This is a genomic window from Dyadobacter sp. HNCC25DJ187 (assembly GCF_056895255.1).
In genome coordinates this window covers 1-16,054 of sequence record NZ_JBXHAT010000004.1, presented here as the reverse complement: position 1 = coordinate 16,054, position 16,054 = coordinate 1, and the positions used below count along the sequence as shown (strand labels likewise).

9 protein-coding genes are annotated in these 16,054 nt (G+C 42.5%); 7 read left to right on the top strand and 2 right to left on the bottom strand.

The window, feature by feature from the left end; all coding sequences use genetic code 11:
- Nucleotides 1–25 precede the first annotated feature (25 nt).
- From rpoC to AC1XUE_RS23435, 6 genes are all read left to right on the top strand, one after another.
- Nucleotides 26–4,348, top strand: a complete 4,323-nt coding sequence (gene rpoC, locus AC1XUE_RS23460) for a DNA-directed RNA polymerase subunit beta' (protein WP_483358439.1) — start codon at nt 26–28, stop codon at nt 4,346–4,348.
- 150 nt (nt 4,349–4,498) lie between these two features.
- Nucleotides 4,499–4,825, top strand: coding sequence for a DUF3467 domain-containing protein (locus AC1XUE_RS23455; RefSeq protein WP_483358438.1), 327 nt, complete (start codon nt 4,499–4,501; stop codon nt 4,823–4,825).
- A gap of 221 nt (nt 4,826–5,046) precedes the next feature.
- The gene (locus tag AC1XUE_RS23450) at nt 5,047–6,126 is read left to right on the top strand and encodes a glutaminyl-peptide cyclotransferase (protein WP_483358437.1); all 1,080 of its coding nucleotides are present in this window, start codon (nt 5,047–5,049) and stop codon (nt 6,124–6,126) included.
- 388 nt (nt 6,127–6,514) lie between these two features.
- A complete protein-coding gene (locus tag AC1XUE_RS23445; RefSeq protein ID WP_483358436.1) occupies nt 6,515–6,976 on the top strand; it encodes a (2Fe-2S)-binding protein in 462 nt (153 codons plus the stop codon).
- A gap of 2 nt (nt 6,977–6,978) precedes the next feature.
- Nucleotides 6,979–9,123 (top strand): xanthine dehydrogenase family protein molybdopterin-binding subunit, encoded by a 2,145-nt coding sequence (locus tag AC1XUE_RS23440; protein ID WP_483358435.1) that lies wholly within the window; start codon nt 6,979–6,981, stop codon nt 9,121–9,123.
- 134 nt (nt 9,124–9,257) lie between these two features.
- Nucleotides 9,258–9,890 (top strand): bifunctional 4-hydroxy-2-oxoglutarate aldolase/2-dehydro-3-deoxy-phosphogluconate aldolase, encoded by a 633-nt coding sequence (locus AC1XUE_RS23435; protein WP_483358434.1) that lies wholly within the window; start codon nt 9,258–9,260, stop codon nt 9,888–9,890.
- Between the two features lie 54 nt (nt 9,891–9,944).
- Here the strand turns inward: AC1XUE_RS23435 and AC1XUE_RS23430 are convergent, their stop codons facing one another.
- Together AC1XUE_RS23430 and AC1XUE_RS23425 are read right to left on the bottom strand one after the other, a co-directional pair.
- On the bottom strand, nt 9,945–11,195 hold the full coding sequence (locus tag AC1XUE_RS23430) for an OmpA family protein (RefSeq protein WP_483358433.1): 1,251 nt from the start codon (nt 11,193–11,195) through the stop codon (nt 9,945–9,947).
- A 352-nt stretch (nt 11,196–11,547) separates the two neighbouring features.
- The gene (locus AC1XUE_RS23425) at nt 11,548–13,089 is read right to left on the bottom strand and encodes a DNA recombination protein RmuC (RefSeq protein ID WP_483358432.1); all 1,542 of its coding nucleotides are present in this window, start codon (nt 13,087–13,089) and stop codon (nt 11,548–11,550) included.
- A 320-nt stretch (nt 13,090–13,409) separates the two neighbouring features.
- Here AC1XUE_RS23425 and AC1XUE_RS23420 point away from each other — a divergent pair, with 320 nt between their 5' ends.
- Nucleotides 13,410–15,428 carry a M13 family metallopeptidase gene (locus AC1XUE_RS23420; protein WP_483358431.1) on the top strand — a complete coding sequence of 673 codons (2,019 nt, stop codon included), beginning with the start codon at nt 13,410–13,412 and terminating at the stop codon, nt 15,426–15,428.
- The last annotated feature ends 626 nt before the right edge of the window (nt 15,429–16,054 follow it).

Here is a 16,054-nt window from a genome sequence, read left to right as displayed (position 1 = left end):
TAACAAGACAAACGACTTTTTAATTATGTCTTTCAAAAAGAACAAAAAACTTAATAGTGATTTTTCCAGAATGACGATCAGTCTGGCATCACCGGAGTCTATCCTTGAGAGCTCTTTCGGTGAAGTTACCCAGCCTGAAACGATCAACTACCGGACCTACAAGCCGGAGATGGGCGGGTTGTTCTGTGAGCGTATTTTCGGTCCGGTGAAGGACTGGGAGTGTCATTGCGGTAAATACAAACGTATTCGTTATAAAGGTATCATCTGCGACCGTTGTGGTGTAGAGGTTACAGAGAAAAAGGTACGTCGTGAGCGTATGGGCCACATTGAACTTGTTGTTCCTGTAGCGCATATCTGGTACTTCCGTAGCTTACCTAACAAAATCGGGTACTTGCTTGGATTGTCTACCAAAAAATTGGATCAGATCATTTACTACGAGCGATATGCGGTAGTTCAGGCTGGTGTAAAAGAAGAGGATGGCGTAAGCTACCTGGACTTCCTTACAGAAGACGAATATCTTGATATCGTTGATAAACTGCCTCGCGAAAACCAAATGCTTCCGGACACGGATCCAAATAAGTTTATCGCGAAAATGGGTGCTGATGCGCTGGAAATGTTGTTGAGCCGAATTAAGCTTGATGAACTTTCATACGAACTTCGTCACCAGGCAGCAACAGATACCTCTCAGCAACGTAAAGCGGAAGCTTTGAAACGTCTGAAAGTTGTTGAAGCTTTCCGTGATGCGAATACACGTATCGAAAACCGTCCTGAGTGGATGGTGATCAAAATGGTACCAGTTATTCCCCCGGAACTTCGTCCGCTTGTACCTCTTGATGGTGGTCGTTTTGCGACTTCTGACTTAAATGACTTGTATCGTCGCGTTATCATTCGTAATAATCGTCTGAAACGTTTGATTGAGATCAAAGCTCCGGAAGTGATCCTGCGTAACGAAAAACGTATGTTGCAGGAGGCGGTAGATTCACTTTTTGATAACAGCCGTAAAGTAAACGCGGTACGGTCTGAAGGTAACCGTGCTCTGAAGTCACTTTCTGATATGCTTAAAGGTAAGCAAGGACGTTTCCGTCAAAACTTGCTTGGTAAGCGTGTCGATTATTCTGGTCGTTCGGTAATCGTCGTTGGACCAGAATTGAAACTGCACGAGTGCGGATTGCCGAAGGATATGGCTGCTGAATTGTTTAAGCCGTTTATCATTCGCAAGCTGATCGAGCGTGGAATCGTAAAAACTGTAAAATCAGCGAAGAAGATTGTAGATCGTAAAGATCCTGTGATCTGGGATATTTTGGAAAACGTATTGAAAGGACATCCTGTTCTTCTAAACCGTGCTCCAACGCTTCACCGTTTAGGTATCCAGGCGTTCCAACCTAAGTTGATCGAAGGAAAAGCAATCCAGTTGCATCCACTTGTATGTACTGCATTCAACGCTGACTTTGACGGTGACCAGATGGCCGTTCACGTGCCATTGGGTCAGGAAGCCGTTTTGGAAGCTTCTATGTTGATGCTTTCTTCACACAACATTCTTAACCCTGCCAACGGTGCACCGATTACGGTACCATCTCAGGACATGGTTTTGGGTCTGTATTATGTGACTAAAGGACGTGTAAGTACTCCTCAATACCCAATTATAGGAGAAGGTATGATCTTCTACGGTCCTGAAGAGGTAATCATCGCGATCAACGAAGGCAAACTTTCTAAGCATGCTAATATCAAGTGCCGTCTGCGTGTTCGTAATGAAGATGGTACTTTTGAAATAAAATTGATTGACACTGTTGCCGGACGTATTCTGTTCAATCAGGCTGTTCCTGAGTCAGTAGGTTATATCAATGAACTTCTGACTAAGAAGAAACTGCAGCAGATCATCGGTTTGGTATTCAAACTGGCTGGTGTAGCGCGTTGTGCACAATTCCTTGATGAGATCAAAGAACTTGGTTTCCAAATGGCCTTCAAAGGTGGTTTGTCAATGGGATTGAATGATGTAATGGTTCCGGATGAGAAGATCAAATTGATCGAGCAGGCGAAAGTAGACGTGGAAAACGTTTGGAGTAACTACTTGATGGGTCTTATCACTGAAAACGAGCGTTACAACCAGGTGATTGATATCTGGACACGTGTTAACTCACGTATCACAGAAACATTGATGAAGCAACTGGAAACGGATCAGGGTGGATTCAACTCTATCTACATGATGATGCACTCAGGTGCACGTGGATCGCGTGAACAGATTCGTCAGTTGGGTGGAATGAGGGGTCTTATGGCTAAACCTCAGAAAAACATTGCAGGTGGTGCAGGTGAAATCATTGAGAACCCGATCCTTTCTAACTTTAAAGAAGGTCTTGACGTTCTTGAATACTTTATATCTACCCACGGTGCGCGTAAAGGTCTTGCAGATACAGCTTTGAAGACAGCTGATGCGGGTTACCTGACTCGTCGTTTGCATGATGTTGCCCAGGATGTAGTTGTTATTGAGACGGATTGCGGATCACTTCGTGGTATTGCAATCTCAGCACTGAAAGACAACGAGGATATCGTTGAACCACTTTCTGAGCGTATTTTGGGTCGTGTAAGTGTTCACGACGTGTTTGATCCATTGTCAGGAGAAATAATCTTAACTTCCGGACAGGAAATTACAGAAGAAATCGCTGCATATATTGATGAAACAAGCATTGAGACAGTTGAAATCCGTTCGGTATTGACTTGTGAAACACGTAATGGTGTTTGTGCGAAATGCTACGGACGTTCACTTGCTTCGGCACATATGGTTAACATCGGAGAAGCTGTGGGTGTAATTGCATCTCAGTCAATTGGTGAGCCTGGTACGCAGCTTACACTTCGTACATTCCACGTCGGTGGTACTGCATCCAACATTTCTGTTGATGCAAACATCAAAGCGAAATTCGATGGGGTGATTCAATTTGAAGAGCTACGTTTGGTTGAGTCTGTTAATTCAGAAGGCGATGCAATTACAGTTGTAATGGGTCGTTCAGGCGAGGTGAAAATCGTTCATCCTGAAACAGGTCAACTTTTGATTTCCAACAACGTTCCTTACGGAGCTCACCTGCTTGTAAAAGAAGGTGATAAAGTATCCAAAGGACAAGAGCTTTGTACGTGGGATCCATATCACGCAGTAATCCTTTCGGAATTCACAGGAAAAGTTTCTTTCGATGCTATCGAAGAAGGTATTACATACCGTGAAGAATTTGATGAGCAAACTGGCTTCCAGGAATCAGTAATTATTGAAACACGTGATAAAACCAAAAACCCGGCTATCGTGGTAAGTGGTAAATCAACGTTGCTGAAAGATCAGACCGAAAAAGGATATAACCTTCCGGTAGGTGCTCGTTTGGTAGTAAAAGCAGGAACCAGTATCAAAGCAGGTCAGCCATTGGCAAAAATACCTCGTGTTGTTGGTAAGACCCGTGATATTACCGGAGGTCTTCCTCGTGTAACTGAATTGTTCGAAGCACGTAACCCATCTAACCCTGCAACGGTGTCGGAAATCGACGGTGTTGTAACTTATGGTGGTGTGAAACGCGGTAACCGTGAAATTCATATCGAGTCAAGAGATGGTACACAACGTCGTTACATGGTAGCGCTTTCGAAACACATTCTTGTTCAGGATGGTGACTTCGTAAGAGCTGGTGATCCATTGTCAGATGGTGCTATCACTCCTGCTGATATCCTTTCTATCAAAGGACCAACAGCAGTTCAGGAATATCTTGTGAATGAAATTCAGGAGGTATACCGTCTGCAAGGTGTGAAAATCAATGATAAACATATCGAATGTATCGTTCGTCAGATGATGCAGAAGGTAGAAATCCTTGACGCCGGTGATACTAACTTCCTTGAAATGCAGCCGGTTGACCGTGTTGTTTTCCGTGAAGAAAATGATAAAATACTTGACCTTAAAGTTGTTGAAGATGCTGGTAGCTCTGAAACGCTTAAGCCAGGTATGATCATTTCCGTACGCCGTCTGCGTGACGAGAATTCAAGCCTGAAACGTCGCGATCTTAAATTGGTTGTAGCGCGTGATGCACAGGCAGCTGTTGCGAAACCTACTTTGATGGGTATCACACAAGCTTCGTTAGGTACAGAGAGTTTTGTTTCTGCGGCTTCGTTCCAGGAAACAACCAAAGTACTTTCAGAAGCAGCTGTAAGAGGAAAACGTGACGAACTGAAAGGCCTAAAAGAGAACGTGATCGTTGGTCACCTGATCCCGGCTGGTACAGGTATGCGTAAGTATGAAAGTCTGATTGTGGGTTCACAAGAAGAGTATGATGCGCTAGCGGAATCCCGTGAAAAGCAATCCCGCAAAAAGCGTGAATTAGCTTAGTGGAATTCAAATAGATAAAAAGAGCCGGTTCTGCGCAAGTGGAATCGGCTCTTTGTTTTTACATGCTGTTTAAATTTAGTACATTTCGATTTCAGAGCTTATATCGAACAATATAGCATCACTACCAGCGCAGCTACCAAAACCTCAAAAATGGAAGAAAATAAAGAAAACGAACAGCAGATTAACGTCGAGTTATCAGAAGAAATGGCAGAAGGAGTATATTCCAATCTTGCCATGATCGCTCATTCAAATAGTGAATTCATACTGGATTTTATACGTCTTATGCCCGGCGTGCCGCGAGCGAAGGTGAAAGCAAGAATTATTGTTACACCTGAGCATGCCAAACGTCTGATTACCGCTTTAAAAGACAATGTTAAAAAATACGAAGACCAATATGGACCGATCCCGAGTTCTCAGGATAATGATCCAAATTTTAATTTTCCAATAAGCTTTGGCGGACCGGGTGGTGAAGCTTGATGGACTAACAAACTGAATATATTGCCATAGAGCCGAATTCAACAGTCGGTTTTATGGCATTTTATTTTAACGGCTCAGTATGTATGGATTTGATGACTCATTCGCTTTCAAAGTAAACCGGTGTAGCGAACATTATTTCTCGTTAGTTCAAAATGTACTGACTTGCTTGTGCCGGAGATGCTTAACTTTACCCTAATTCCAATTTCAAATATTGATAAGAAATGTCGCTATCTCCTAAACATATACTTTTATTAATCTTGGTTATTAGTAATTTCTATGCATGCAGGCAGGAAACCCAAACAGAAAATACGACTGCACAGACAGCCCCCACGGCTGTAGCAGCTTTATCCAAGTCCAGGTTTACACTTGGAGACTCAATTCGGGTAGGATTTGCCGAAAAGGTTACCGATCTTCAAATCAGTATCAATGGAGCTAATACAGCATTTACACAGCGAGGTGCAGACTCTGTTCAAATAGCTTTTGGTTTAAAAAAAACAGGATGGCATCAATTAGCAGTATCCGGAAAAGCAAAAGGTCAAACCGCTTTTGCGGATACACTCCGATTTGAAATGGTTTCTGATATTATTCCTGAAGAAATGAAATACACAGTGATTTCAAGCTTCCCACATCTTCCTACCAGTTTCACAGAAGGTTTGGAGTTTTATAAGGGAGAATTATACGAAGGAACCGGTGAAAATGGGAAATCTCAACTGCTGCAGATCGATCCGAAAACAGGTGCTGCACTTAAATCAGTCAACCTGGATCAGCAGTATTTCGGAGAGGGGATTACGATTGTTAATGATAAAATCTATCAGCTTACCTGGCAGTCGGGAGTTTGTTTTCGTTATAATATGGATTTCACGCTGGATACAACTTTTACATATTATTTTCAGGGATGGGGACTTACACACAAAGACACCACTTTGATGATGAGTGATGGTTCCAATAAAATTCATTTTTACAATACTGATTACGAAAAAATCGGGGATCTGGAGGTATACGATCAGAATGGCCCGGTCAGGAATATCAATGAGCTTGAATACGTAAATGGATACATTTACGCGAATGTCTTTGAAACTACAAAAATTGTCAAAATTGATGCCGCTACAGGAAAAGTAGTAAGTTTTATGGATATTCGGAACATGGTACCAGCAAGTGTAGATGTGAAAAAAGATGTCTTAAATGGTATTGCATATAACCCGGCAGACAAATTGTTTTATGTGACTGGCAAAAACTGGCCATTGATGTTTAAAATTAGGATCAATGATCAACCTACAGCAAATCGCATTACAAAGAAGTAATATTAAGGGCGCCTGTTAATTTTACCAATAATCTGTAAAGCTAACCTTGCAATCTGATAGCCTCTTGTAGCTGTTTAAGTATTCTGTTGATTTATAGTGATGGATGTTTTCATAGCATTAATGAACCTTCCATTGCACAAGGCAACATTATTAGCATGAAATTCAGGAATTTAGAATCGCTGTATTTTGATGGCTATATCGATTGTATAGATTTGATTGTCAATTATATACGATTGTAAAAAACAGGCATGAGCGTGACATTTTATACGATATTTTGTAACTTCGGAACCTTACTGACCAGACAATCAGATTTGTTGCCGTCTGAATGGTTTTTTTGAAAGTCAGTTGCTTCTGAATTACTAACCCTTTATAGAAACGATAATTCACCATGGCGTTATTAAAATTAACAATTAACAACCGATCTTACAGTGCGGATGTTGCGGAAGATACACCACTTTTGTGGGTCCTTCGTGATAATCTGGGACTGGTAGGTACGAAGTATGGCTGCGGCATTGCACAATGTGGCGCATGTACGGTTCACCTGGATGGTAAAGCGGTACGTTCATGCGTTTTGCCGGTGTCGTCGGTAGGTAATGGAAAAGTAACCACTATCGAAGGTCTTTCTGAAAAAGGAGATCACCCTGTGCAAAAAGCCTGGGATGAAGTCGATGTAGCACAATGCGGCTATTGCCAGGCCGGGCAGATCATGACCGCAGCGGCTTTGCTTAAAGAAAAGCCTAAACCCGCAGATGATGAAATTGTTGCTACCATGAGCGGGAATCTCTGCCGTTGTGGAACCTATCATCGTATACGTGAAGCTGTAAAAGTGGCCGCCTCTAAATCCAAATAAACATGCAGATATCAGAGAATACATCACGCAGAAGCTTCATGAAGCTTGCTGCAGCGGCTGGGGGAGGACTTTTCTTAGGATTTAACTGGACTAACTCTTCTGCACTACCAATAGTTGTCGATGCAGGGGAGCTTGCTGCAGGAACCATAAATTTTAACAGTTATTTGTCCATCGGTACGGACAATATCATTACCATCGTATCCCCCAATCCCGAAATCGGGCAGGGCATTAAAACGGCATTTCCAATGGTGGTAGCTGAGGAGCTTGACGCTGATTGGAAAATGGTTAAAACTGTACAGGGTAACCTGGATTCAGGCGCTTTTGAAAGACAGGTTACAGGAGGGAGCGGCGCTGTTCCCCATTCCTGGGAGAGGCTGAGAAAAGCAGGTGCGACTGCACGTCATTTGCTGGTGGAAGCAGCAGCGAACCGTTGGAAAGTGTCGGCATCGGAATGTTCTACGGAAAACGGTAAAGTGTATCATAAGGCATCAGGAAAATCACTGAGCTATGGTGAGTTGGCCGAAGACGCTTCCAGGCTTACCGCCCCCAAAGAGGTAAAATTAAAGGAAGAAAAAGATTTTAAGCTGATCGGGAAATCTATCCGCAATGTGGATAATCATAACATAGCAACGGGAAAACCACTTTTTGGTTTGGATTTTTACCGGGAAGGAATGCTTTTCGCTGTCGTGCAACGTCCGAAGGCATTTGGATTCAAGTTAAAATCTGTAGATTCTGCTGCTGCCAAGGCAATGCCGGGGATTGTAGATGTTGTTACATTTGATAATAGTGTTGCGGTTGTAGGAAAATCAACCTGGCAGGCTCAAAAAGCCCGTGAGGCGCTTAAGATTGAATATGAAAAGCAGGCAGACCTGGAAAGTTCGACAGACCACAATCGTATTTTCCAGCAACTGATGCAGAATGGCGAAGCAACAGTGAGAAGAAAAGACGGAGATGTTGAAACTGCTTTTAAAAATGCAGCAAAAGTAATTACATCTGAATACCAGTGCCCGTTCCTGGCGCATAGTCCTTTGGAACCGATGAACTTTTTTGCCCATGTAAAAGAGGATAGCGTAGAGCTGGTTGGCCCTACTCAAACCCCTGATCGTGCACGTGCAGAAGCTGCGAAGATTACCGGCGTTCCACCGGAAAAAATCTCTGTAGAAATCACCAGGCAAGGCGGTGGTTTTGGACGGCGTCTTTCCGCAGATTTCGTAACTGAAGCTGTGCATGTTTCAAAATTGGTTAAAGCGCCTGTAAAAGTGATATGGACAAGGGAAGATGACATGACAGGAGGAACTTACCGTCCGGCTGTCAGATATAAATTTGAGGCTGCATTGGATAAAACCGGACAACTCATCGGCTATAAGTTACGGGGAGTTGGAATGAATGCGGGAAACAGTACAAGAGAAGATAATTTTCCCTCCGGAGCTGTTGACCATGTTCTGATAGACTCCGTTGATCATAAATCACCGATTACAACAGGTCCATGGCGGGCACCAATTACCAATTTCCTTGCTTATGCTGAACAGTCGTTTCTGGATGAGGTGGCTGAAGCAGCGGGTAAAGATCCAATTCAGTTCCGGTTGGAGCTCCTGGAAAAGGCAAGGAAAAAGCCTGCGGGCGAAGTGAAGTACGATATTGACAGGATGGTTGCTGTTATTAAACTCGCTGCTGAAAAAAGCAACTGGGGCAAAAAGAAGGGAGTTCATCAGGGATTCAGTGTCTATTTTTCACACAGATCGTATGTGGCTCAGGTAGGAGAGGTAGTAATGGAGAAAGGCAAACCTGTACTTAAAAATATAGTAGCTGCTGTTGATTGCGGGATTGTCATCAATAAAAGCGGATCATTACAGCAAGTCAAAGGTGGTGTAGTTGATGGCCTGGGGCATGCTATGTTTGGGAATATGACGTTCAAAGAAGGAACGCCCGATCAGCGGAACTTTGATGGCTTCCGACTCATTCGAATGAATGAAATTCCGGAGGTTGAGGTACATTTCGTCGAGAACGGAATAGCTCCCACAGGACTGGGAGAGCCAGCATTGCCACCAACCGGAGGAGCAGTTGCCAATGCGCTTTATAAAGCAACGAAACAGCGTTTACGAAACCAGCCTTTTGTACAGGAACCTACATTTAAAGGTATTTCCTAAGCCCTGGCGTTGATTTTATTGCGGAGGAACCACTTATGTGTTTCCTCCTTTTTTATTACCATCAGGGGCTGAGGTCTGATATTTTACTGGCAAGTGGCTATTAAACCGTTTGCAATTACGAAACAATTGAAATTATGAGTACTAGTAAGTTTTCGTGGGAGTTATTCAAAAAAGCTCCTATCGTGGGCATTGTAAGAAATTTGTCGATGGAGGAGGTCAGGGAAATTCTGCCAATCTACCGGACCGCAGGACTCACCACCATAGAGATTACTATGAATACGCCCGGGGCCGCTGATATAATTCGTTATGCACGTTCCAATGAGTATGAAGGATTAAATATCGGGGCCGGAACAGTTTGTACCATCGCAGATCTCGAAAAAGCATTGGATGCAGGTGCACAGTTTGTTGTCACTCCCATTCTGGACAAAAAGGTAATTAAAACTTGTGTGAAGCAGAAAGTGCCTGTTTTTCCGGGAGCCTATACACCTTCGGAAATATATAAGGCATGGTCACTGGGTGCGAATGTTGTGAAGGTTTTTCCGGCAACTGTGCTGGGTCCTGAATATATTAAAGACGTATTGGGGCCGCTGGATCAGTTAAAATTAATGCCAACGGGTGGGGTAAGTTTAGAAAATATGGATGAGTTCCTGAAAGCGGGTTCCGTGGGCTTGGGTATTGGCGGACAGCTTTTTGACAAGTCGTTAATTCAGGAAAGGAATTGGGATGGACTTCTTGAGCACTTCCGGAAGTTTGCAAACAAGCTATAAGGTCGAAGGAATATGGTTACCTCTAAAAGCAGTGACCATATTCCTTTATCTGACTTAAATTTTTATAAACTCGACTCTTCGGTTATTGGCTTTGCCTGCTGGCGTGTCATTTGAATCAACGGGTTCTGCCTTTCCCTTACCATCACTTTCCAGGCGGGATGTTTCAATACCAAAAGTATCGGTAAGTGCCTGGCGCACGGCAAGTGCGCGTCTTTTAGACAGATCCAGATTTCTCCCTTCAGTTCCATCGGCATCTGTGTGGCCTATGATGCTTACTTTCAGAGAATTATTGTCTTTGAGCACCTGTGCAATGCTTTGCAAGCTGCCGTAAGATTCCGGTTTAATCTTGTCGCTATTCACATCGAACAGAATACCATTGGTGCTGAATTTACCTTCAGTGATCAGTTTGTTTCTGAGATCCGGTGCACCCACCGCTACAATGATATTACTCATAAAGAAAGCTCCCTCCTTATCATTATATTCCGGATTGCTGGCGGAGAAAACCAACGAATTCAAAGCTGCATTCACATCCAGTGCCCGTGGCAGATCGAGTATTTTGGTACTGTCCAGGTACACACGGACCCTTTGCTTCTGGCGCCAGATAGCTATTTTTACGGATGGTTTATCAGGAGTATTGAATTCAGGAGTGCCTGACTTGTACTGCTGCCCAATCAGATTCGTCGAATAGTGCATTGCTCCTTTTCCTGAAGCAGCGGGCTGAAAATATAATTTGAAGTTATTTTTGGTTTTGATACTCCGATCTTCACCCAAACTAAATTTTTCATCAACATCTTTGGTGTCCATCAGGCTGATCATCCATTGACCTATTCCTGCAATCTGCTTGTTAGCCAGCACCTCAATCTGCACAGTAAAATTTTCGGGAAGGTTATCCACATATTCAGGATAAAACACGCCCGATTGCGACATGCGTAGCCACTTGCCCGAACGGTTATTTAATGTAACCACCTCCGCACCGGATCTTGTATTCCAATTGGTAGGGAAATCTCCTGTAGCCTCTTGTGAAAAGTCCTCATGCATGATGATCTTCTCGCCGGGGATAAAATCAAATTTAGAATAGGATGTAATGTCAGCAGGCTTTGTAACCGGGCTGGTGGCTTGAGATGTATTTGTCGCCACTTCACTGCCTGCATCCGAAGATACCGGGGAGGAGGTTTCAGATGGGGTGGAGGTCTGAGACGAAGTGGATTTTGTTTCAGCTGAAGTGGTTTTCTTTTTAGGCTGAGTCGCTTTGTCAATAGACTGGTCGATTTTCTCTTCTATTTTACGCTCAACTTTGCTCCGCATTCTGTCTAGAAGTTGTGCATGTCCGCATGTGCAAGAAGTAATCAGAATAAAGATTAGCAGGATTTTTTTCATTATAATTTTTAAAGGGATTACTTACCTGAATGACTACTATACTGTGAAGCAGGTTACACAGCCATACTTTTCAATTTTTTACTAACAACTGAACAAATGAAACTTACTGGTTCCGAAATTTCCAGGTTAGAGCAGGCAAATCTAGAAATTTCAACGCTGAATTACTATCCCTGAAACCAGCCATAATACAAAGTTATTAATCAGAATGTATTGTCATTTAGTTCTCCGGGTTGATGTAGTGATTTTGTTTCAAACAGGGAATATACAAAGACTTAAATCGCTATTCATCAGCAATGAGCCTGTCCTCATCGGTAGCGTTGGGTAATCCCAGATCCGGCAGATTCTTTTTAGTTTTTAAACCCAGATCCTTCAGTTTGGTTGCCTGAAGAACCAGATTATCGTTGCCAACGGAAAGTTGTTTGAACGCTTCGCCATACTTGAACTGTGCCTTTTCCATGTGCGTACCGACATCTTTCAGGTTGGATACAAATGAATAAAACTTATCATATAGCTTGGCTCCCCTTTCAGCAATTTCGAGGGTATTCTGATTCTGATACTCTCTTTTCCAAAGATCTACGATCAGCTTCAATGATGTAATCAGATTCGTTGGACTCAGCAGAAGTATCTTTTTGTCATAGGCAAAGTTCCATAGATCCGCGTCACCCTGCAGAGCTGCTATATATGCCGGTTCACTCGGTACAAACAGCATCACAAAATCGAGTGACTTGTCATAGTCATCATATCCCTTCGCACTAAGGGAAATAATGTGAGACTTAATAGCTGAGATATGCGCACTTAACTCTGCTTTTTGCTCATCAACGTCCACTGCGGCAATAAGTCTTGTAAATGCATTGAGCGATACTTTTGAATCTATAATTACATTCCTGTTGTCGGGATATTTGATCACCGCATCCGGACGCATTTTCTTTCCTGCCAGATCGGATCGTAAGGCAATTCCATCTGCATCGCGCAGTTCATGTTCCATAAAGTATTCCCTGCCTTTTACCAGCCCGGATCGCTCCAAAATACTTTCCAGAATCATTTCTCCCCATCTTCCCTGCGTTTTAGCTTCTCCTTTTAGTGCTTTCGTAAGATTTCGTGCTTCATCACTGATAATCCGGTTGAGTTCTGCAAGTTTTGTTACTTCATTTCCTAACGAAAATCGCTCCTGCGCCTCTTTGATATATACTTCTTCAACCTTGTTTTTGAATTCGGCAATATTTCTGCCCAGTGGTTCCAGAATCAAATTAAGATTGGTTTTATTAAGCTCTGTAAATGTGGCTGTTTTAGTTTCAAGAATTTCATTGGCAATGTTTCTGAATTCCAGATTGAACTTGGCTCCCAAATTTTCGATCTCTAATTTTTGGGTTTCCATTTTCTCAGTCAGCGCATTATTGTCTGCGTAAGCAGTAGCAAGACGTTGGTTAGCAAAATTAAGATCTTGTTGAAGTACCTCGTATTCCTCTTTCAAGCGTGCTAGATCGGCTGTTTTTTCCGAAAGTGTTTGCCTTGTTGCATGCAGGTTTGCATTCATATTGGATAGGTCATCCTGCACCATTCTCTGGCTTTGTTGTTGTGCCTGTATCTCTGCTTTCAGGAGCTTATTTACCTCCGTCTGTTCTCTCATCGTATTTTCTGCTACTTGAATTTGTACAGAAGTTCTCGTTTTTAATTCGCGGTAGTCGAGTTCCGCATCGTTGAGTCGTCGATGTAACTCGTCTCTTTCATTCTGGCGTTTTCCACTTGAGCTCGCCTTCGACATCCAATACCCTATTGCAGTTCCTACAACAATTCCCAACACCAGATACACTAGTAATTCCATATATATATCTTATCTCTGTATTAACATTAAATTATGATAGACTGACGCAAGGTAAACATAGATTCAGAAAAAAGACCCGGAGAGATAATGAAATGGCTTAATGAAATAGAGTTTGAACGGAAGCCTGGAAAATGGCAACGTTACTGTTTGCACAAGGAATGCTGCATATGTCAAGTAATGAGTCGTATGCTGTAAGATTCAGTACCAAAATCTAATATTTTTTAATTTATTTCTATGTAAACCCTTTTAAATCAACTAGAATTGAGGCATTTTTGATTTTACAGAAACATCATTTAAATATGAAGCTTACCATTCCAATTATGAAATCAATTGTACTTGTTTCATTCGTACTGCTTTCGGTGGGCGCTTGCCGTCAGCAGTCCGACTCTGATACGCAACGTGTGGTTATTACCGGAATCGATTCCACAAAAAAGCCGGGAGATGATTTTTTTACATATGCCAATGGTATTTGGTTTGATACCATCCGGATCCCGGATAGTCAAACCGGCGTAGGTTCTTATTCTTTCCTGAATTATCCGCAACGCTTACGATTGAAAGGGATTCTGGATAGTGTTTCGCAAAGCGGTAATGCAGCCGGAAGTATTGAGCAAAAGGTGGGTGATTTTTATGCTTCTGGTATGGATACCAATACGATTAATAAACGTGGATATGATCCAATCAAACCATTGCTTGCTCGAATTGATGCAGTGAGCGATGTTACCTCTCTGATGAAACTGGTGGCTGATGAACAAAAGTCCGGGAATGCGTCCATCATTGGTTTCTATGTAGGTCCTGATGATAAACGTAGTACGGAAAATATCGCACAGTTCTACCAGACAGGGATCGGACTTCCGGAAAGAGACTATTATTTCAAGGCAGATTCAGGCACGGTAGGGATTCAAAAGGCCTATCAAAACTATCTTACAAACTTGTTTGAATTAACAGGAATTGACGCTTCCACCGCCCGTAAAAATGCCGTGATTAGTTACGGGATTGAAAAGCAGCTGGCTTCTGCTCACAGAACCAACGTTGAGCTCAGAGACGTAAAAGAAAATTATAATAAGCTGGCTGTTGCAACGCTGTCAAAAAAACATCCTGCATTGAACTGGACCACGTTATTGGATGGCTTGGGTGCTAAGGTTGATTCTGTCAACGTGGGGCAGCCTGTTTACTATGATAAGTTAAATGCGATGTTGAAATCCGTTCCCTTGAACGACTGGAAAGTGTATATGAGAGCGCATGCGCTTACCAACTATTCTAATGTATTGAGCCAACCATTTGTAGAGGCTTCTTTTGCCTATACCAAAATTCTGACCGGACAGGCGGTCAAACAAACCAGAGCTGAAGAAATGACGCGTTCAGTCGATCAGTATCTTGGAGAAGCGCTGGCTCAGCTTTACGTCAAAAAATATTTTCCTGAGTCCGCCAAAAAAAGGATGGCTGTCCTTGTTGATAACCTTAAAAAGGCATTTGAAGCACGTATTGACCGTCTGGATTGGATGAGCGATTCTACCAAGGCGAAAGCAAAAGATAAGCTGTATGCTTTTACGGAGAAAATTGGTTATCCCGACAAGTGGCGCGATTATTCACAAGTGACGGTGAAACGGGATAGTTATTTTGAAAATCTGCTTTCGGCTGACAAAAATGACTATCTCTATAATCTGAACAAACTGGGTAAACCTGTAGATCGTAACGAATGGCATACAACGCCACCCACGGTAACCGCCTATAACAACCCTCCACTGAATGAAATTGTGTTTCCTGCAGGCATTCTGCAACCGCCTTATTTCGATGTAAATGCAGACGATGCACTCAATTACGGAGGAATAGGTATGGTGATAGGCCATGAAATCACGCATTCTTTCGATGATCAGGGGGCACAATATGATAAGGTGGGAAATGTAACCGACTGGTGGACCAAGACGGACTATGCCAAATTCAAAGCCAAAACGCAGCAGGTCATTGATCAATACAGTGCCTTTACTGTTTTGGATTCTGTCCACATCAAAGGTGCGCTCACTGTAGGTGAAAATACGGCAGATATTGCCGGTGTTGCGATTGCTTACGATGCTTTTAAGTTGACACAGCAGGGTAAAGACACTACAAAGCTGGATGGATTTACTCCCGATCAGCGTTTTTTCATTTCTATTGCTAGAATATGGCGTGTCAAAACCAGAGATCCTTATATGGCTATGTATGTGAATACCAATCCGCATTCACCGGCTAAGTGGCGTGTGAATGGCCCGTTGATGAACTTTACTCCTTTTTATAAGGCATTTAATGTGCAGCCGGGGGATAAAATGTACAAACCGGAAAAGGATCGCATAGTGGTTTGGTAATGCCAGGTCAGATCTGAAGATATCGTACATGAATTACATTTTTCAAGCTCACAGATTCTCTGAGACTGAATCAACAACATTACGCGGGAGATGGGCTGGCCTCATTTCTCGCGCATTAGATAATTGTTTGGAATGTTACCTGGCCAGATAACGTCAGATCATATCTTTTTTGATCAAATAGGAAACCGCGTTTATATCATTGTGTGTGGATCTAAGTCACTATAATCACTTGGGACGCATCTATGTCATGCTATTAGAAAAGGACTTCAGTACAGAAACCATCAATGAGCCGGATTTGCTTCATTGTTAATACTCACTCTTCTACGTTGTCTCCACAACTTCTGTCATTTGGCAGAAAACCGCATTACCTCAATTTCTTTCACTGTCCAATACTAAATGCTCTAACTACAATATCATTCGAGTGCTTTTCTCTTGTAATCAGGATAGATAAATTGATTGCGTCAAATACTTATTAAAGCATTGCTGAGAAACTTTAAAAAAGTTTAAATTTATATATTTGATTTTTAGGTAGTTATGAAAAATGTCAAAAAAAGTTGGAAATTATTTTCATCCGTTGCTTGCATCTTAAAAATAAAGCTGCCACTTTTGCACCCCCAATCGGGAAT